Annotated in this window: 16 protein-coding genes and 1 pseudogene; 6 read left to right on the top strand and 11 right to left on the bottom strand. The window is 54.4% G+C overall.

Annotation, left to right across the window (positions count from 1 at the left end):
* Positions 1-65: 65 nt before the first annotated feature.
* Both ruvC and murU read left to right on the top strand, forming a co-directional pair.
* On the top strand, positions 66-611 hold the full coding sequence (gene ruvC, locus Q3970_RS05345; protein WP_303099567.1) for a crossover junction endodeoxyribonuclease RuvC: 546 nt from the start codon (positions 66-68) through the stop codon (positions 609-611).
* 221 nt (positions 612-832) lie between these two features.
* Positions 833-1,540, top strand: a complete 708-nt coding sequence (murU, locus tag Q3970_RS05340; RefSeq protein ID WP_303099566.1) for an N-acetylmuramate alpha-1-phosphate uridylyltransferase MurU — start codon at positions 833-835, stop codon at positions 1,538-1,540.
* A 189-nt stretch (positions 1,541-1,729) separates the two neighbouring features.
* Here the strand turns inward: murU and Q3970_RS05335 are convergent, their stop codons facing one another.
* The 6 genes and pseudogenes from Q3970_RS05335 to Q3970_RS05310 all read right to left on the bottom strand — a co-directional run bounded on the left by Q3970_RS05335 (position 1,730) and on the right by Q3970_RS05310 (position 7,853).
* Complete coding sequence (locus tag Q3970_RS05335) at positions 1,730-3,622, bottom strand: Pycsar system effector family protein (protein ID WP_303099565.1); 1,893 nt, start codon at positions 3,620-3,622, stop codon at positions 1,730-1,732.
* A gap of 420 nt (positions 3,623-4,042) precedes the next feature.
* Positions 4,043-5,347 carry a PHB depolymerase family esterase gene (locus tag Q3970_RS05330; protein ID WP_303099564.1) on the bottom strand — a complete coding sequence of 435 codons (1,305 nt, stop codon included), beginning with the start codon at positions 5,345-5,347 and terminating at the stop codon, positions 4,043-4,045.
* Positions 5,348-5,649: 302 nt separating this feature from the next.
* Positions 5,650-5,889 carry a TM2 domain-containing protein gene (locus Q3970_RS05325; RefSeq protein ID WP_085367034.1) on the bottom strand — a complete coding sequence of 80 codons (240 nt, stop codon included), beginning with the start codon at positions 5,887-5,889 and terminating at the stop codon, positions 5,650-5,652.
* A 152-nt stretch (positions 5,890-6,041) separates the two neighbouring features.
* Positions 6,042-6,824 carry an indole-3-glycerol phosphate synthase TrpC gene (trpC, locus tag Q3970_RS05320; RefSeq protein WP_303099563.1) on the bottom strand — a complete coding sequence of 261 codons (783 nt, stop codon included), beginning with the start codon at positions 6,822-6,824 and terminating at the stop codon, positions 6,042-6,044.
* Between the two features lie 156 nt (positions 6,825-6,980).
* Entirely contained in the window at positions 6,981-7,586 is a 606-nt protein-coding gene (locus Q3970_RS05315) for a trimeric intracellular cation channel family protein (protein WP_303099562.1), read from the bottom strand.
* 119 nt (positions 7,587-7,705) lie between these two features.
* Positions 7,706-7,853, bottom strand: a pseudogene (locus Q3970_RS05310) (lipoprotein signal peptidase).
* A gap of 37 nt (positions 7,854-7,890) precedes the next feature.
* On the opposite strand from Q3970_RS05310, the gene Q3970_RS05305 reads away from it, so the two are divergent.
* Positions 7,891-9,033, top strand: a complete 1,143-nt coding sequence (locus Q3970_RS05305) for a class I SAM-dependent RNA methyltransferase (RefSeq protein WP_303099561.1) — start codon at positions 7,891-7,893, stop codon at positions 9,031-9,033.
* Between the two features lie 103 nt (positions 9,034-9,136).
* On the opposite strand, the gene Q3970_RS05300 is transcribed toward Q3970_RS05305, so the two are convergent.
* The gene (locus Q3970_RS05300; RefSeq protein WP_303099560.1) at positions 9,137-9,865 is read right to left on the bottom strand and encodes a YebC/PmpR family DNA-binding transcriptional regulator; all 729 of its coding nucleotides are present in this window, start codon (positions 9,863-9,865) and stop codon (positions 9,137-9,139) included.
* A gap of 257 nt (positions 9,866-10,122) precedes the next feature.
* Between Q3970_RS05300 and hslO the strand changes: the two genes are divergently transcribed.
* Positions 10,123-11,028 carry an Hsp33 family molecular chaperone HslO gene (hslO, locus tag Q3970_RS05295; protein WP_303099559.1) on the top strand — a complete coding sequence of 302 codons (906 nt, stop codon included), beginning with the start codon at positions 10,123-10,125 and terminating at the stop codon, positions 11,026-11,028.
* Positions 11,029-11,115: 87 nt separating this feature from the next.
* On the opposite strand, the gene Q3970_RS05290 is transcribed toward hslO, so the two are convergent.
* The 4 genes from Q3970_RS05290 to Q3970_RS05275 form a co-directional block, all read right to left on the bottom strand.
* Positions 11,116-12,675 carry an iron ABC transporter permease gene (locus tag Q3970_RS05290; RefSeq protein WP_303099558.1) on the bottom strand — a complete coding sequence of 520 codons (1,560 nt, stop codon included), beginning with the start codon at positions 12,673-12,675 and terminating at the stop codon, positions 11,116-11,118.
* A gap of 1,665 nt (positions 12,676-14,340) precedes the next feature.
* Positions 14,341-14,583, bottom strand: coding sequence for a hypothetical protein (locus Q3970_RS05285; RefSeq protein ID WP_303099557.1), 243 nt, complete (start codon positions 14,581-14,583; stop codon positions 14,341-14,343).
* Positions 14,584-15,047: 464 nt separating this feature from the next.
* Positions 15,048-16,466 carry a type I glutamate--ammonia ligase gene (gene glnA, locus Q3970_RS05280; protein WP_303099556.1) on the bottom strand — a complete coding sequence of 473 codons (1,419 nt, stop codon included), beginning with the start codon at positions 16,464-16,466 and terminating at the stop codon, positions 15,048-15,050.
* On the bottom strand, positions 16,435-16,719 hold the full coding sequence (locus Q3970_RS05275) for a hypothetical protein (RefSeq protein ID WP_303099555.1): 285 nt from the start codon (positions 16,717-16,719) through the stop codon (positions 16,435-16,437). Before Q3970_RS05275 ends, glnA begins: the two co-directional genes overlap by 32 nt.
* 48 nt (positions 16,720-16,767) lie before the next feature.
* On the opposite strand from Q3970_RS05275, the gene aroE reads away from it, so the two are divergent.
* Both aroE and mtgA read left to right on the top strand, forming a co-directional pair.
* The gene (aroE, locus tag Q3970_RS05270; RefSeq protein ID WP_303099554.1) at positions 16,768-17,586 is read left to right on the top strand and encodes a shikimate dehydrogenase; all 819 of its coding nucleotides are present in this window, start codon (positions 16,768-16,770) and stop codon (positions 17,584-17,586) included.
* Between the two features lies 1 nt (position 17,587).
* The gene (mtgA, locus tag Q3970_RS05265) at positions 17,588-18,274 is read left to right on the top strand and encodes a monofunctional biosynthetic peptidoglycan transglycosylase (RefSeq protein ID WP_303099553.1); all 687 of its coding nucleotides are present in this window, start codon (positions 17,588-17,590) and stop codon (positions 18,272-18,274) included.
* The last annotated feature ends 55 nt before the right edge of the window (positions 18,275-18,329 follow it).

Below are 18,329 nucleotides of genomic sequence, written 5' to 3'. Positions count from 1 at the left end.
CCTTTTCAGACGGCCTGCCGTTTATCCCTGTATAATCCGCATCTTTCCACAGGCCGTCTGAAAACATGAACACCCGCCCCACCCGCATCCTCGGCATCGACCCCGGCAGCCGCGTTACCGGCTTCGGCGTTATCGACGTGCGCGGGCGCGAGCATTTCTATGTGGCATCGGGCTGCATTAAAACCCCGCCCAACGCGCCGCTGGCCGAACGCATCGCCGTGATTGTGAAGCATATCGACGAAATCATCGCCGCCTACCGCCCGCAGCAGGCGGCGGTGGAGCAGGTGTTTGTGAACGTCAACCCCGCCTCTACGCTGATGCTCGGCCAAGCGCGCGGCGCGGCGCTGGCGGCGCTGGTGATGCACAACCTGCCCACGTTCGAATACACCGCCCTGCAAGTCAAACAGGCCGTGGTCGGCAAAGGCAAGGCCGCTAAAGAGCAGGTGCAGCATATGGTGGTGCAGATGCTGGCCCTGTCGGGCACGCCGCAGGCCGACGCCGCCGACGGCCTCGCCGTCGCCCTCACCCACGCCCTGCGCAACCACGGCCTGGCCGCACAGTTGCAGCAAGGCGGCCTGCAAATCAAACGCGGGCGTTTCCAAGTAAAATAACCTGCCCTTTCCATCGGCCGCTGCCTTTGCAAAATTCAAAAAGCATCACAAAAATAAAGCTTTGAAAAATATCTTAGGGTCTGTTGACAATTGGCCGTCTGAAATACTTCAAGTCCGTTATTCCCGCTCCGTGTTTTTCAGAAAACGGCTGGGGTTTTGCCAAAGCCCCCTTCCTTTTGTTATAAAATCCGCTTTTCTTCAAAAAATAACTGTAAAACCTTATGAAAGCCATGATTTTAGCGGCCGGGCGCGGCGAACGTATGCGCCCGCTCACCGACACCTGCCCGAAGCCCTTGTTGAAAGTAGCGGGCGAACCGTTAATCGGCTGGCATTTGCGCCGCCTGCGTAACGCCGGCATAGTCGAAATCGTGATCAACCATGCCTGGCTGGGCGCGCAAATCGAAGCGGCTTTGGGCACGGGCGGCGCCTACGGCGTGAATATCCGCTATTCGCCCGAAGGCGAAACCGGCTTGGAAACCGCCGGCGGCATCGCCACCGCGCTGCCGCTGCTGGGCGGCGAACCGTTTTTGGTTGTAAACGGCGATGTGTTAACCGATATTGATTTTCAGACGGCCTTTGCAGCAGCCGGAACCTTGCGGCAGCAAAAGAAACTGGCGCATTTGTGGCTTGTGCCCAATCCCGAACACAATCCGAAAGGCGATTTTATTTTGCAGGAAAACGGTGCGGTGGCATCGGCAGATGCGGCCGGAGAAGCGCTCACGTTCAGCGGCATGGGGGTTTACCACCCCGATTTGTTCCGCAACACACCGCCGCGCCAAGCCGCCAAACTCGCCCCGCTGCTGCGCGAAGCCATGTCTGCCGGCCTGGTATCCGGCGAAAAACACGCCGGCTTGTGGCTGGACGTGGGCACGGCGGCGCGGCTGGCCGAAGCAGACAAGCTGGCACAAAGCCGGAGCGGCGGCCGTTGAAAAATCACGGCCTCGACACCAAGCCGAGACCTTTTCAAAAAAGCCGTTGTAGTCCTGAATTTATTTATATTCGTCATACCCGGGACAAGCCCGAAACTTTGCAAAACACCTGAGGCCGTCTGAAACAAGTTTTCAGACGGCCTCAGGTGTTTGCCGGAAACCGTTATGTTGTTTCCTAACGGATAACGGTTAGAATTTGTCGTATTCGACAATCATATATTTACCGCCTATGCCTTTGGTTGCATCGCCGTCGTCGCTCATGAAGATCAGGCGGTTTTGGCCGTTGATTTTCACCGAATCCACGGCTTCCACGTTGCTCATGAGTTTGAAGTTGGGCAAATCAACCGGTTTGGGCTCTTCGTTGGGCTTGCCGCTCCACACCCAGAACTGCGGAAACTTCTTGCGGTTTTCGTCTTTCACTTCGTTGGTGATGACAAACGATTTCAGCACGGGATCATAGTTAATCGAACGGATGCCGCCGCCTTTGAGATCCAAAAACGCTATATCTGAGAAATTGGGTTGTGCACCCTCGGTAAACATTTCTTTGTAGTTGTCGATATACAGCACCATGGGTCGGTTGTTGAACTCGGGATCGCGGAAGCCCAGCAATATGCGGTCTTCAACCGGATCGTAGGCCAAGCCTTCGATATTCAGGGTTTTCAGATCAAGCATGGTGCCGGTTTTGTTGCGGATAAGCTGTTCAACCTGCTCGGAATTTTCCAGAACATCCACCAAACCGTCGAACGAGCTGAGCTCCACCACGTCGTTACCGCGGATTTTAAAGCGCAAAAAGTGCTCGCGGTCGGGGCGGCGCACGCCTTCGCGGTTGCGCGAATGCGAGGTGATGGCGTAAACATAGCCTTCTTTATCGAGGGTGAGGCCTTCCAAATCGCTGAGTTTGCGTTTGAACCCGCGCACGATGCGGGTATCGGCCGCTTCGTTTTCTTCGAGCGTGCCGTCGGGCTTGAACGAAACGATGCTGGCGGCGCGTTTGTGTTCGTCTTCAACCACCAGCAGGCGGCCGTCGGGCAGCTGCTGTACGGCGGAAGGCTCATACAGCCCCTTAAACGAATGAATGCCCACTTTGCGCAACTCGGCGGCATTCTTTTCAGCCTGCATCGCAGGCACGACGGCGGGCAGGGTTTTAACGGCGATAAAGGCCACCACCGAGGCTATCAGCCCCCAGCGGAACGCGGCATACGACATATTCAGGTATTTGAACTGCTTGTTGGCCAGCAAACCCAGCCAATAGAGCTCTTCGCTCATTTTTTTGTATACCTGTTCGCGGTCGGCCATGATGTCCTGCATCATTTCCCAGTAGCGTTCGCGCGAAACCTTAACGCGGTCTTCATAAATCAGAATGTTGGGCGTTTTGTCGATAAAACGCGCCTCGGGGCTCAGCACCCTGGCTTTGAAATCTTTCAGCGAAGCTTTGCGTTTGAATACGTCTTTGAACCATTCGATGGCAGAGCGGATCCTGCCCATGCGCTCGGGCGAAGCCGACAGCAGGGCGAACACGATGGAGGCGGCGGCGGTGGTCATGAAGATACCGGCGGGCACCAGGAAATCGGGCGAGCTCGAAAAAATAAACGCGCCCGAAATCATCAGCGCCGACACGATGAAGCCGTTGAGCGAAATCATGATGTTGGCTTTGGTGGCGGCCAGTGCCAGCAGCTCCATCTCGGTGCGGAAGGCGTTGCGGAACATGGTTTCCACGCCTTTGGCGGTGCCGATCTGAACCACCGATTCGGCGATGGGCGTTAACCCTGCCGCTTCTTTTTCTTTGCGCTTGGCTTCTTTTTTGGCCTTCTTTTTTGCTTTTTTCCCACCAAGTTCTTCAGCGCCGTTTTCGGTTACGGCGCCTTGCGCTTCCGCATCGTCTTCTGCCGTTTGTCCGGGTTCTGTTTGGGCGGCGTCGTCCAGGTTTTCCAAAAACAATACCGGTTCCTGCTTGAAGGCATTGTCGGTTTGGGCGTGATCCGCTTCGTTGTGCGGAGTGTCGGAAGAACCGCCCTGCGGCTCTGTGTGGTTTTCAGACGGCATATTGTCGGTTTTATGGGTTTTGTCGTTGTTTTCAGCCATATCGGAATCCTGTTTTATTACTGTGTGATGATATTCAAACTTATATTTAAATTTAAACGAACGAAATTATCATCATAACAAATAAACCAAACAACAAGTTTTACACTATTGCAATTTGAATAACACTTATTAACGGTTAACGTATTATTTTGTAAACCTAACGGTTTTTTGCTATTAACTGCATAGATTTTCTTTAACACCTTTCGTTTCCAAACCGTTCAATTTCAAACAAACTCCGCCAGACACTTGCAGCTGCCCGCTGCGCCGCTTCGGTTTCTGCATTCCAAACCCTAAAATAAAGACACCCGGTTCAAACTTGGGGCCATAACGGTATTCAGGCATTTTCAGGGCTTGAAAAATACGCAGGCCGTCTGAAAGAAATGTTTTCAGACGGCCTGCAAAATATTTGAACCGCTCCGGTCAGGGCCTGCGCTGCTCGAACAGCCAGTCGCGAATGCCTTCGATGGTGTAGGCGATGCGCCAGGTGTTGGTGTGGTTGGCGCTGCTATTGTCGGTTTTGCCGGAGGGCACCACCGTGCCTTTCTGCAAAACGGTGTAGTTGATGCCGGCGTTTTGGCTGCGCATGGCCCGCACTTCGGCATCAAACTCGGCCGGCGCGGAGAGGCCGCTCCACGTTTTACGCGCCACTTTGGCACCGCGCTTTTCGAGGGCTGCGGTAACGGCGTTCATGCCCGCATAGGCTTTTTCATCGCCTTCGGCAACCACAATCCACATTTTGCTTTTCGCAAGCGGCGCTGCTTTGGCGGCATCCCACTGCGCGGCCACGATGTAGGAAGCGGCAAAGAAATCAGGGTATTTGATGTTCATCGCCAATTCCGCCATAGCGCCGTCCGACTGGCCGGTGGCATAACGGCGCGCGGGGTCGATATTGTATTGGGTTTGCAGGTGCTTGATGAGGTTGATAACGGCATCCGCACCGTCGGCAGCTTCGTATTTCCCGTTCACGGCTTTACGGTTGAACTGCGGTGCCAGCACGAATGCTTCGTTTTTGGCCTGCGATTCGGGCGAAGCCCAAACCACTGCGCCCAAACCTTGTTGCAGGGTTGCTTTCACATCGCTGCCGCTTATGCCCGCATCGTGCATAAACAGCACCAGCGGGTAGGCTTTCTTCGGGTTGTAGTTTTTCGGCACAAACAGGTTGTAGTTAACGGTTACGCCGGTTTGCGGGTCGGCAAACGAGGCTTGTTTGAAATCGTCCACCACTAAATTGACGGCCGTTTTGCTCCGCCATTCGTTGCCGGTGGGAACGATGGTATTGCCCCCGGTGTCGGAAATGTCGCCGGTTTGGGTAACTTTCAGTTCGGGTTTGCGGCGGATGATGTCGCGCCCTTCCACACCGAAGGCTACGGCGTCTTCATCGTTTTTGGAAAGCTCCACCACCACATAGCGGCCGTTTTTGGGCTGCCCCGAGGTAACGGGGGCATCGTTGGCATACACCCTGGTAACTTTGCGGTCTGCCACGGCGAAATCGTCGGCCTGCAGCGAGCTGTTGCTGATGTCGGCCGCGTATTTCACCACGGCGGCGGTGATTTTCTGGCCGTCGCCGGACACTTCGGTTACCGCACCCACTTCCTGCACGGGGTCGGCGACGGCGGCAGAAGCCGGATCGGTTTTACCGGCGAGAAGCACGGAAGTGAGGGCCTGGCAGCCCGATAAGGCCGCGATCAGGCCGGCGGCAGCTAAAGCTGTGGTGATTTTTTTCATGAAATTTTCCTTTTCTGTCGAAATCCCGCCTTCCGGCAGCAGAATCCGAATGTATCGGGCAGGGATAACCCTTCCGGATAGGCAGCACGCAGAACGGCACTTTCATATCCTGCATGTTGAAACTGGTTTATATTTCAAAAAAACCGGTGAAGCGCAATACGGCACTATAACCGCACATCCGGTGTTTGTGCACATCATTATACGGAACGGCGGTTTTATCGTATAAACGTAAAGCCGATGTGAAAGGCCGTCTGAATCTTTTCAGACGGCCTTTCACATATTCCGGTTCGCCACGGTTTGTTTTACACCACGATGGCACCCAGCGAGTCGGTGGGTTTGAAGGCGGCGAAAATGCCTTCGATAATGCCGATAACGGTAGGGATAAATGTCCAGCTGAGCAGAAAATACAGTATCCCCATCCACACGCGGCCGGCGCAGAACTTGTGTACGCCAAACGTTCCGAACAGCAGCGCCATCGCCACATAAAGGGCTTTGTTGCAGGTGTGCGGATAGGAAGCGGCGTAAGAAACGGGAACATTCATGGTGTTTTCCTTGTGTTATGCGGTTGTTTTAACGGCCTCTAAATGGTGGGCGCCGCTTTAAATTAAAAGCGGTTTTTTGGTAAAAACAGGCAAACACCCGGAACAGGCTCGGATAATACGGACGTTAAAAAGGCTTTCAGACGGCCTGCCGTTTAAAACAACGCTTTCACCGCCGCTTCGATATCGCCGGCGCGCATAAAGGTTTCGCCGATTAAGAAGGTGTGTACGCCGTGGTTTTGCATAAAGGTTATGTCTTCTTTGCTGCGGATGCCGCTTTCGGCAACCACGGTTTTGCCTGCAAGCGCGGGCAGCAGGTCGAGCGTTTGCTGCAACGATACGTCAAACGTGCGCAGGTTGCGGTTGTTCACGCCCCACAGCGGTGTGGTGAGGTTGCGGCACTTTTCCAGCTCGGCGGGGTCGTGCAGCTCCAGCAGCACCGCCATGCCCAATTCGTGCGCGGTGTGCTCGAACTGTTCCAGCTCATGCGCTTCGAGTGCGGCGGCAATCAGCAGCACGGCATCGGCACCCCAGGCGCGGGCCTGATAAACCTGATAGTCGTCGATGATAAAGTCTTTGCGCAGCACGGGCAGGTTTACGGCGGCTTTGGCTTGCTTGAGGTATTCGGGCGAACCTTGGAAATACTGCTCGTCGGTGAGCACCGACAAACAGGCCGCTCCGGCGCGCTCATATGCCTGTGCGATGTCGGCAGGGTGAAAATCGGGGCGGATCAAGCCTTTGGACGGGCTGGCCTTTTTCACTTCGGCAATCAGGGCCGGCAGGCCGGCGGCGTGTTTGGCGCGGACGGCTTCCGTAAATCCGCGCGCAGGCTCGGCAGCCAAAGCCTGCGGTTTGAGTTCGTTTAACGGCAGCGCGGCTTTGGCGGCGGCCACTTCCCCGGCTTTGGTGGCGAGGATTTTGTTTAAGATGTCTGACATGGCAATCTTTCGGTTAGATAAGGTTTTCAGACGGCTTGAAACCTTTGCAGGCTGTTCAGGCCGTCTGAAACAGTATAAACAGTATATGGTTGGCAAACGGATGGCGAAGTATAAAAGATAAGGCCGTCTGAAAGCCACCGTTTCAGACGGCCTTAATCAAAATTTCGGCAGCCTCCAGGCCACGCGGTACGCCCACAGCCTGAGCACATAACCGCCGAACAGCAGCAGGTTCAATGTGAACGGGTTTACCCAGCCCAGTTTGTCCAACCCGTAGAGCGCAAGGCCGATAATCACCGACACGGTGCCGTAAAAATCCTTGCGCAAAATCATGGGAATATCGTTCACCAGCATATCGCGCACAATGCCGCCGCCCACCGCCGTGATAAAGCCGAGCATCACCACGCCGAAAATATTCACGTCCAGCGCCAAGCCTGCCTGCGCGCCGGTGATGGTGAACGCCGCCAAACCCAACGAGTCGGCCCACAAAAACACCGCCGCCAGCTCGCGTTTGCGGGTGTTTTGCAGCTTGAACCCCCAAGCAAGCAGCAACGTGATGCCGATAACCACCCATGCGGTGTTTTGGGTGAACACCAGCGGTATGCGGCCGACAATGGCATCGCGCATCATGCCGCCGCCGATGGCGGTGAGCATGGCCGCAATCATCACGCCCAGCATATCCAGCCGCTTGCGCACGCCGACCAGATAGCCGGAAAGGGCGAAAGCGGCGGTGCCGATGATGTGGATGATTTCGGTGGCGTTCATGACAACCCTTGAAATGGAAAAAGCATATTATAAAATCAGCCGGGCAGGCCGTCTGAAATATTCTGCCGCAAAGCCCTCTGCACAGTTATAATCAACCGCATTATCTGATGTTTAACGATTCAGACGGCCTGAGACCTTTGCAAAACCCCCAGATGCGGATGCAGTTCAAGGCGTAGCAGCGCAGCGAGCGCAGACATAACATGAAGTTAGGCAAGCGAGCGGGCCAGCACACAACGCAGAAATGCGCCGCAGATGGGGGTTTTGCAAAGGTCTCAGCCTGAATCCCACCACCCCGAAAGCCCCCATGACCCGCTACTCCCTCTTCGCCACCTGCCCGCGCGGCCTCGAAAGCGTTTTGCAGCAGGAACTCTCCGCACTCGGCTGCGCCGACACCGAACCCACCGACGGCGGTGTGGCCTGCAAAGGCACGCTGGAACAGGTTTACCGCATCAATCTGCATTCGCGCACCGCCGGCCGCGTGCTGCTGCAACTGACCAAAGGCAGCTACCGCAGCGAAGCCGACATCTACGCCCTCGCCCGCAATATCCGCTGGGCCGGATGGTTCGGGCTGGAACAAACCTTCAAAGTGAAAGTGGAAGGCAAACGCGCGCGGGTAAAAAGCCTCGATTTCACCGCCCTGAAAATCAAAGACGCCCTGTGCGACGCCTTCCGCGACGCGCTCGGCGCACGCCCCAGCGTGGGCAAAACCAACCCCGACGTGCGCGTACACGCCTTTATCGGCGGACAAACCGTGCAGATTTTTCTCGACACCAGCGGCGAAGCCCTGTTCAAACGCGGCTACCGCCAAGACACGGGCGAAGCCCCGCTGCGCGAAAACCTCGCCGCCGGCCTGCTGCTGCTGGCGGGCTACGACGGCACGCAGCCGTTTCAAGACCCGTTTTGCGGCAGCGGCACCCTCGCCATCGAAGCCGCCCGGATAGCCGCCCGCCGCGCCCCCGGCCTGATGCGCCGTTTCGGCTTTGAAAAACTCAAAAACTTCGATGCGGCCCTGTGGCAAAATCTGCGCAGCGAAGCCGAACGGCAGATTCTGCCGCAAACGCCCGCCCCGATAGCGGGCAGCGACAACAACCGTTTCATGATACGCACCGCCGAAGCCAATGCCGAAGCCGCCGGTGTCGGCAACCTGATTGATTGGCGCGTGCAGGATGCGCAGTCCGCCCGCCCCAACGGCGAGCACGGCATCATGGTTTCCAACCCGCCCTACGGCGTGCGGCTGGCCGAAGTGCAGGCGCTGCACGCGCTTTACCCGCAGCTGGGCACATGGCTCAAACAGCACTACGCGGGCTGGCGCGCCGGCATGTTCACCGCCGACCGCGAAATGCCCAAGCTGATGCGTCTCTCGCCCAAACGCAAAATCCCGCTGTTTAACGGCAATCTCGACTGCCGCCTGTTTCTGATCGATATGGTGGCGGGGTCTAACCGGTAAATACCGCCCTTAACAGCCCGAGGCTTTTGAAGCCGGTTTAAAAATACTTCAGGCCGCCTGAAAATGTTTTCAGACGGCCTTTAAGCTTTTACCGTTGGACTGCTTATTCGAAATTCAGCACGGCTGATGTGTAAACGTTTTGCACGTCGTCCAAATCTTCTAGCGCGTCGATGAGTTTCTGCATTTTTTCGGCATCTTCGCCGCTCAATTCGGTTTCGTTTTGCGCGCGCATGGTTACGTCGCCGTCTTCCGACTGAAAGCCTGCGGCTTCGAGCGCGGCTTTCACGCCCGCCCAGTCGTTGGGGGCGGTAATCACTTCGATGGAGCCGTCGTCGTTGGCAACCACGTCTTCCGCGCCGGCTTCGAGCGCGGCTTCCATCAGCGCGTCTTCGCTCACGCCCGGCGCGAACAGCAGGTAGCCCTGATGCACGAAGTTGAACGCCACGCAGCCGTCGGTGCCGAGGTTGCCGCCGTTTTTGTTGAAGGCGTGGCGCACATCGGCCACGGTGCGGGTTTTGTTGTCGGTGAGGCAGTCCACCATCAGCGCGGCGCCGCCGATGCCGTAGCCTTCATAGCGCAGTTCTACGTATTCCACGCCTTCCAGATTGCCGGTGCCTTTGTCGATGGCGCGCTGGATGTTGTCTTTGGGCATATTGTTGCCGGTGGCTTTGTCCACCGCCAGGCGCAGGCGCGGGTTGGATGCGGGATCGCCGCCGCCCATTCTGGCGGCAACGGTGATTTCTTTGATCAAGCGTGTGAAGATTTTGCCGCGTTTGGCGTCCTGACGGCTTTTACGGTGTTGGATATTCGCCCATTTGCTGTGGCCTGCCATAATTTTCCTTTCAATTTCCGCAACCGTTTGATTGCGGGCGGTTATTTTTAAAGGCCGCTATTTTAGCATAATAGTGAAGCCAGTTAACTTTTGATACGAGGCAGCGCAGATGCGGATTTTGCCTCAAAAAACCGCTTCGCCGGTTAAATGTCGACAGACCCTAGAGCTAAAAAGCATTTTAAAACGCCGCCCCTTGATTTCAGACGGCCTGTAACCATATTGAGGCCGTCTGAAAAACCATGCAGGAACACCTTGAAATGACTACTTCCGGCCCCGTTTCCACCGATTGCCGCACCCGTTTTATTTTCGACGATATGCCCGTGCGCGGTCAGCACGTGCGCCTGGAAGAGGTGTGGCGCCACATCGCCGGCCAGAAACACTACCCCGCAGCTATCCGCCGCGCATTGGGCGAGCTGCTCGCCGCCGGTGCGCTGCTTTCGAGCAACCTGAAAACCGAGGGCACGCTGATTGTGCAGGTGCAGGGGCAAGGCCGTTTGAAAATGCTGGTGGCGGAAGCCACTTCCGCCGGCACCTGCCGCGCCACCGCCCGCTGGGACACGCAGGCCGCTATCGGCGACAGTGAAAACCTGCGCAGCCTGCTGGGCGACAACGGCATTTTTGCGATTACCCTGCAACCGCAAGACGGCGAACCGTGGCAGGGCGTGGTGCCGCTTGAGGGCGAAAGCATCGCGCAAATGCTGGTGAACTATATGAAACGTTCGGAGCAGCTCGACACTCACATTACGCTGGCCGCTTCCGACGAAGCGTGCGGCGGCCTGCTGGTGCAGCGTCTGCCCGAACCGGCTCCCGCCCCCGAGGCGTGGGAACACGTTGCCACGCTTGCGCAAACCGTGAACGCGGAAGAACTGGTGCAGCTTGACGCACACCACCTGCTCTACCGGCTGTTCCACGAAACCCCTCCGCGCGTGTTTGATGCCGAACCCATCGAATTCGCCTGCACCTGCTCGCGCGGCAAGGTCAGCGATATGCTGCTGATGCTGGGCGGTGAAGAAGTCGGCTCGGTGCTTGAAGAACAAGGCAGTGTGAAAATCGACTGCGATTTCTGCAATGCCGAATATGTGTTCGACGAAACCGACATCAACGCCCTTTTCGGCATGGACGTTGCCGCCGCCGTGCGCGGCGAAAGGGCGCGGATTCAATAACGCCCTGCCGGCTGCGTGAAACAGCGCCGGAAACAATCCGAGGCCGTCTGGAACAGTTTTCAGACGGCCTCTGCCTTTCAGGTTAACTTACCGCGTATGGTTTTCAGACGGCCTGTTCTTCTTATCTTTATCAGCGGCGTCCAGCAATAAAAACACCAGTAAAGCCAGCAGCATCAGCACCGCCGTGAGCACCATCGCACGATCGTGGTTTTCTGCGCCCGCCGTGCCGAGATAGCGGTAAATCAGGGTGGTGAGCGTCTGCCATTCGGGGCGCGACAAAAACAGTGTGGCGGCAAATTCGCCCACGCAGGTGGCGGCAGCCAAAGTCAGCCCGCGCCTCAACGCAGGCAGCAACAGCGGAACGGTAACGGTTAAGGCCGTCTGAAACGGCGTGGCACCCAAGCTGCGGGCGGCTGCGGCATAATTGGCGGGCAGCGCATCCCGGGCGGCGAGCAGGTCTTTGGCAATAAAAGGATAAGCCAACAGCGCGTAAACGGCCACCAAAAGCGGCAGCGATGCCGTCCATTCGGGATAAAGCAGCAGCAGGCCGAACGCCACACACACGGGCGACACCATAAACGGCAGAAACGTCAGCGCGCGCACCCACGCGGCGCGGCGCGCCAAAGCCGCATGCAGCACACCCAGCAGCAACGCCGGCAGCATGGCTCCAAAAGTGAAACGCAGGGTATTCCACAGCGCATGCAGTGTGTCGGCCTGCCGCCACACCCGCCAGGAATCCCCTGCCTGCGCCGCCTGCCATAACACGGCCAGCAGCGGCAGGGCGCAACAGGCGGCCAAAAGCAGCAGCGAACCCGCCAGCAGGGCTTTGGCGGCAAACGTGCGCGGCGGCCCGGGCGGCAGCGGGCGGATGGTGCGGCTTGAAGCGGTGCGGCGGCCGAACCATGCATACAGCACGCCCGCCAGCGCGGTAACCGCCAGCACCAGCCACACCAGCACCGAAGCCTGCGCCATATCGAGTTCATACGCAATCAGCTGGTAGATTTCCACTTCCACCGTGGCATAACGGCTGCCGCCGAGCAGCAGCGCCAGCCCGAAACCCGAAAAACAATATAAAAACACCAAACACACGCCGCCCGCCAGCCACGGCTGCAACACGGGGCGTTCGACATGCCAAAAACGCTGCCATGCGTTTGCACCCAACGTCTGCGCCGTGTGCAGCCGCGCCGCAGGCACCTGCAGAAACCCCTGATACGCCGCGCGCACCAGCACGGGCAGGTTGAAAAATACATTGCCGTAAAGCAGCAGGTAGGGCGTGTCTTCCCAGCCGGCCCACAACATGCCGTGCGGGCCGAACAGCGCCAACACGCCCATACCGGCCACCAGCGTGGGCATCACAAACGGCAGCATCAACAGGCGCAGAATCCAACGCCGCCCGGGAAACGCCAGCCGCGCCAACACCCAAGCCGCCGGCACGCCCGCCAGCAGCGCCAACACGCAGGTAACCGCCGCCTGAAGCGTGGTCCAGCCGATGCGCCACCGGATATATCCGTCTTGCAGCATCTGCCATACCATGCCTTCGTTTTCATAAAATGCCAGCGCAAACAGGGGCGCAGCCACCATCACGGCAGGAAAGCCGATCGGCAGCAGCGCGAGCAGCAGGGTGGCAGCAGGTTTGGGCAGGGTCATAAACAGTTGCAGGAAAATGCGGAAAACCCCGGCATTGTAAAGGAAAGCGCAAACCGCAAACAGCCCGAGGCCGTCTGAAAACTTTCAGACGGCCCCCTGCAGGAAACGCCCCGCCATACGGGAAATCAAGGAAACAAACGGTTCAGCAGATAAAAACCGGCGGCGAAAACAACGGTGGCCGTAAAAGCAGCGGCCAGCGGTTTTTCCACAGTTTGTTTTTTTCGGAAAACAACAAAATGAAAATAGAAAAACATAAAGAAAAAATAGAAGCAGGATATTATGAAAGTTTTCATCATGATTTACCGCCTATATATTTTCAATACCGTTACAATAAAAATTATTTATAAGGATAAACCGCTCGGTAAGAAAAAACGGCAAGTGCCGAAAAAATCAAGAAAGACCTTGCATAAACGGCAGCCTCCCTCCATGCGAAACCTACGGTAAGGATTTCATAAACCCATGCAAAAAAGATAAAAATGCAGTAGACGGTGAAAAAATACATGCAGACGGTTAAGATTTTATGCAGCATGATATTTCTTTCTTTTTTGGTTGGAACAGCTTAATTTTAGCAGCAGGTTATTTCAGTCCACTTCCTATCATAATCATCGTAAAAGTTAAAATTGCAGTAGTCAGGCTCAACAGGAGTGATCTCTTCAAACTATGCCCATAATATAAAGAATTTACTGCAACTGCATAAAAAACAATATAATCAAAACTGTTATAAGTAATTTTATATTCATAATGCCTGTTTCCCTCTCATTCATTTGACTGCCACCGACAATAGATAATGTTTATAGAAACCGTAAAAAAAACAGCTTATTATTTTTCAGAATTTTTCTTAGCTAATTTAAGCACGGTTATCCGGCATATAAGCGGTATGAGAGTGAAACACAAACTGAAAAATACCGAATTTAAGAAACCATGTCTTGATATAAAGCAGGAATAAAGAAAAATTGCAATCAACAATATTGAAAACATTATCGCTTCAACAGGGCTGAGTATGCTTCTTTTATCCTTCTTTATCTCCATACCAAATCCAAAATGCGCAAACGGTCTCCTGTAATTACCGTATATTAAAAATCTATTTGATATTTTTATTAATTTTTTTAGCTAATTTAAGCCCGATTATCCGAATTATGGAACATATCAGCGTGAAGCCCGCACTGATAAAAAATGAATTTAAAAAGCCGTATCCCGATCCGAAATAAAATAGAAGAAACAATACAATAAATGTTATCAAAAACATAATTTTATCAATAGGGCTGAGTACACTTTCTTTTTTATCCATACCGGTTCCAAAATATACCATTGCTATTCCACCTTTAACTTAAAAATATTTTTGTGGCATGCAGTATTTTGTGGCAAGTACAATCAGTCTACACATGATCTTTATTTAGTGAAAGCCTTTTTATTAAACAACTTATTCAAGAGAAAATTTACCGGAACAAAAACCAATGTGGAAATGATAGAGAATTTAAGAGAGGTTAAAAATTCGTTATACACAAATAAATAAGAAGTAACGAGCATAAATAGAAAAAATATACCTCCTGAAATCAGTAAAAATCTTTTGGTGTTCATCGTTGTATCCCATTTTGATAAAATTGAAATTTTATTGGTAGTTTGGCTTTGCCAAACTACCAAATTCTAAATAATTACAGCGAGCTTTTACCAAGCATCAGCAATTACTGCTCCGCCAAAGCCGGCCACAAAACCGCCAGCGGCTCCTAGGCCTGCACCAATGGGACCACCAGCAGAACCTGCGATACCACCTCCAGCAGCACCAGCGCCGCCTATTGCAGCAGCCCGTCCCCAGTTTACTTTACCCCAATCCCAGCCTCCGGCAACCAAATCCAGTTCGGCCATGGTCAGTTCCTGCATACCCAAATCATTCATTGCTAAAGCAGTCATATAAAACTCCTTAAATATAGATTAAAAACAAGAAACAAGATTCCATCAAGAATAAACCTGAAAATGAAAATCTTGCCTATAAGAGTGTTATATACATGATTTTGTTTCGTTTTATTTTGTTTTTTTTTTGCAAAAATTTGTTGTTAAAAATTAATGATATATTTATATTATGCTTATTTAATCATAAAGTTATTTTGTAAATATGAATATATGGTATGCCTGTATTATAGGAAAACGGATAAAATGATGGACACGCGGGCATTCAATATATTTTCATATCCTCTTCCGGTTTTCTTTTTAATGATATGGCAATGTTAAGCATTGCCGGCCGTATTCCGTAACCGCTTGGAAGACGGTTCGAGCATTTCAGACGGCCCTGGCAATCCATTCAACTTTCGCCACAACATACCCCCTGCAAAAAAATACCCCGCATTTTTGTACGGGGTATTCTGCCGTTGCTGCGGTTACAGGGAATAATACATTTCGAATTCCAACGGGTGCGGCGCCATGCGGATACGGCGCACGTCTTCTTCTTTGAAAGAAATATAGCTCTCTATCCAGTCTTTGCTGAACACGCCGCCGCGCGTCAGAAACTCATGGTCGGCTTTCAATGCTTGCAACGCCTCTTCCAGTGAAGCGCACACGGTGGGAATTTGCGCGTCTTCTTCCGGCGGCAGGTCGTAGAGGTTTTTGCTGGCAGGATCGCCCGGGTGGATTTTATTTTGGATACCGTCCAAACCGGCCATCAGAAGGGCGGCAAAGGCCAGATAGGGGTTGGCGCTCGGATCGGGAAAGCGTGCTTCGATACGGCGGGCTTTGCTGCCGGCTACCGCCGGAATGCGAATGGAAGCCGAGCGGTTTTGGGCGGAATAGGCCAGTTTGACCGGTGCTTCAAAATGCGGCACCAGCCGTTTATAGGAGTTGGTTGAAGGGTTGGTAATCGCGTTCAGGGCTTTGGCGTGTCTGATGATGCCGCCGATGTAGTAGAGCGCGGTATCGGAGAGGCCTGCGTAGCCGTCGCCCGCAAACAGGTTTTGGCCGTCTTTCCAGATGGATTGGTGAACGTGCATGCCGCTGCCGTTGTCTCCCATCAACGGTTTGGGCATAAAGGTGGCTGTTTTGCCGAAGTTGTGCGCCACGTTCCAGATTACGTATTTCATGTCTTGGGTTTGGTCGGCACGGCGCACCAGCGTATCGAAGCGGGTGCCGATTTCCATCTGGCAGCCAGTTCCTACTTCACCGTGGTGCACTTCGACGGGAATACCGATTTCTTCCAGAATATTGACCATGGCCGAGCGCAAATCCTGGCCTGCATCTACAGGGGCCAGGCTCAGATAGTTGCCTTTCAGCGCGGGGCGGTGGCCGGTGTTTTGGCCGTCGTAATGTTTGCCGCCCGACCACGCGCCGGTTTCGGAAGTGATTTCAAAGCGGGTTTTGTGCATTTGGTTTTCATATTCCACACCGTCGAACACAAAAAATTCGGGCTCGGGGCCGAAATAGGCGGTGTCGCCGATGCCCGAAGACCTCAGATAAGCTTCGGCACGTTTGGCAATAGATCGCGGATCGCGGTCGTAGCCTTGGCCGTTGGCGGGATCGACCACGTCGCAGGTCAGCACCACGGTGGCGTCATCGTAAAAAGGATCGAGATAGGCGGTAGCCGCATCGGGGCGCAACTGCATATCGGAAGCCTGAACGCCTTTCCAGCCGCCGATAGACGAGCCGTCGAACGCCTGGCCGTTTTCAAACCATTCTTCGGGGTCTTCCAGCACGATGCGGGCGGGTACGGAAACGTGCTGCTGTTTGCCGTTGGTGTCGGTAAAGCGTAAATCGACAAAGCGGGCACCGCTTTCTTCAATCAGCTTGACTGCGTTTTTTACTGACATAATCTACTCCTGAGCTTAAAAAATAAGGGCAAATGGGACAGGCGTTGCTGCTTCGCGCCGAAAACGGGCATTTTGCCACAGGCTGCCGGAAAAGGGTTTGAGATAAAAATAATTTTTTGCTTTCTTCACACAAAACACCGGGGGCATAACGGCTGCTGTTTGGCCGAAATATAATTTTCGCCAGAGAAATTGTCAACAATCCGACTGGCAGCAGCATTAAAACCGCGGCAGGGAACAAGCGGTTTTGATTCATAATCAAGCCACCCTGATATAATGCGCTGATTTTCACGGAGCCCGTACTATGTCTGCCCACCCTCCCCGTTATGCCGTTTTCGGCAATCCGATAGCCCATAGCAAATCACCGCAAATCCACCGGCAATTTGCCTTGCAGGAGAAGGTGAGGATTGAATACGACCGCATCTTAGCGGAACTGGGCGGGTTTGCCGAAGCCGCCGAACGTTTTTTTGCCGAAGGCGGGTTGGGCGCAAACGTTACCGTGCCGTTTAAAACCGAAGCCTATGATTGGGTGGGCGAACATTCCGAGCGTGCCGAAGCCGCCGGCGCGGTCAACACCATTATCCCGTTGGGCGGCGGCCGCTTCCTCGGCGACAACACCGACGGGGTCGGGCTGGTGAGCGACATCACCGAAATGCAGGAAACCACCCTGCAAAACCGGCGCATTCTGATTTTGGGTGCGGGCGGCGCGGTCCGCGGCGTGGTGCCCGTGCTGCTGCAACAACAGCCTGCCGAAATCACCATCGCCAACCGCACCGAAACCAAAGCGCGGGAGCTGGCGGAGCGTTTCGGCGTTCGTTCGGCACCGCTAAACGGCCTGCCCGCCGACCGTTTCGACATTATCATCAACGGCACCTCGGGCAGTTTGGGTGGCGAAATACCGGCGGTTGCGCCCGAAGTGTTCGGCATCTGCGAGCTGGCATACGATATGGTGTACGGCACGGCGGCACAGGCGTTTTTGGATTATGCCCGCCAAAGCGGTGCCAAAAAAACCGCCGACGGCTTGGGAATGCTGGTGGGGCAGGCGGCGTTTTCCTACCGGCTTTGGCGCGGCTTTACACCCGATATCAAACCCGTTATCCGTTATATGAAAGAGGCCGTCTGAAATGATTAAATGGCTGCTCGCACTGCCTTTTGCGGCGTTTATCCTGTTTAATGCCTATGTGTACGGCAACATCATCACCTACCGCGCCGTCGCACCGCACAAAACCGCGTTTATGAGTATGCGCATGAGCGATTTTAGCGCCAAAGGCAAAAAAGTCGGACTGGATTACCGCTGGGTGCCCTACGGCCAAATCTCTACCAACCTTAAAAAAGCCCTGATTGCATCGGAAGACGCCAATTTTACCGCCCACGGCGGTTTCGACTGGGGCGGCATCCGCCACGCTATGAAGCGCAACGAAAAAAGCGGCAGAATCCGCGGAGGCGGATCAACCATCAGCCAGCAGTTGGCAAAAAACCTGTTTTTAAACGAAAGCCGCAGCTATTGGCGCAAGGCCGAAGAAGCCGCCATTACCGCCATGATAGAAGCCACCACCGGCAAAGACCGCATCTTCGAGCTTTATCTCAACGTAATCGAATGGGGCTACGGTATTTATGGTGCAGAAGCAGCCTCGCAGCACTTCTATCAAAAACCGGTCGCGAGCCTGACCAGGCAGCAGGCCGCCCAGCTCGCCGCCCGCGTGCCCCGCCCGCTTTATTACGCCGAAAACCCGCGCGACAGAAGCCTGCGCAATAAAACCAACATCATCCTGCGCCGCATGGGCTCGGCCGCATTACCGGATACGGAATAAGATTTCTGCAAAAGCGCCAACAAAAAACGGAACAGCATTAACTGTTCCGTTTTTA

It is taken from the genome of Neisseria sp. (genome assembly GCF_030530745.1).
Taxonomy (GTDB): Bacteria; Pseudomonadota; Gammaproteobacteria; order Burkholderiales; family Neisseriaceae; genus Neisseria.
This window is presented reverse-complemented; position numbering and strand designations above follow the sequence as displayed.

Bases quoted from the DNA above. Each gene is read 5' to 3' on its own strand.
- ruvC (WP_303099567.1), top strand. From the start codon at position 66: ATGAACACCCGCCCCACCCGCATCCTCGGCATCGACCCCGGCAGCCGC.
- murU (WP_303099566.1), top strand. From the start codon at position 833: ATGAAAGCCATGATTTTAGCGGCCGGGCGCGGCGAACGTATGCGCCCG.
- Q3970_RS05335 (WP_303099565.1), bottom strand. From the start codon at position 3,622: ATGGCTGAAAACAACGACAAAACCCATAAAACCGACAATATGCCGTCT.
- Q3970_RS05330 (WP_303099564.1), bottom strand. From the start codon at position 5,347: ATGAAAAAAATCACCACAGCTTTAGCTGCCGCCGGCCTGATCGCGGCC.
- Q3970_RS05325 (WP_085367034.1), bottom strand. From the start codon at position 5,889: ATGAATGTTCCCGTTTCTTACGCCGCTTCCTATCCGCACACCTGCAAC.
- trpC (WP_303099563.1), bottom strand. From the start codon at position 6,824: ATGTCAGACATCTTAAACAAAATCCTCGCCACCAAAGCCGGGGAAGTG.
- Q3970_RS05315 (WP_303099562.1), bottom strand. From the start codon at position 7,586: ATGAACGCCACCGAAATCATCCACATCATCGGCACCGCCGCTTTCGCC.
- Q3970_RS05305 (WP_303099561.1), top strand. From the start codon at position 7,891: ATGACCCGCTACTCCCTCTTCGCCACCTGCCCGCGCGGCCTCGAAAGC.
- Q3970_RS05300 (WP_303099560.1), bottom strand. From the start codon at position 9,865: ATGGCAGGCCACAGCAAATGGGCGAATATCCAACACCGTAAAAGCCGT.
- hslO (WP_303099559.1), top strand. From the start codon at position 10,123: ATGACTACTTCCGGCCCCGTTTCCACCGATTGCCGCACCCGTTTTATT.
- Q3970_RS05290 (WP_303099558.1), bottom strand. From the start codon at position 12,675: ATGACCCTGCCCAAACCTGCTGCCACCCTGCTGCTCGCGCTGCTGCCG.
- Q3970_RS05285 (WP_303099557.1), bottom strand. From the start codon at position 14,583: ATGACTGCTTTAGCAATGAATGATTTGGGTATGCAGGAACTGACCATG.
- glnA (WP_303099556.1), bottom strand. From the start codon at position 16,466: ATGTCAGTAAAAAACGCAGTCAAGCTGATTGAAGAAAGCGGTGCCCGC.
- Q3970_RS05275 (WP_303099555.1), bottom strand. From the start codon at position 16,719: ATGAATCAAAACCGCTTGTTCCCTGCCGCGGTTTTAATGCTGCTGCCA.
- aroE (WP_303099554.1), top strand. From the start codon at position 16,768: ATGTCTGCCCACCCTCCCCGTTATGCCGTTTTCGGCAATCCGATAGCC.
- mtgA (WP_303099553.1), top strand. From the start codon at position 17,588: ATGATTAAATGGCTGCTCGCACTGCCTTTTGCGGCGTTTATCCTGTTT.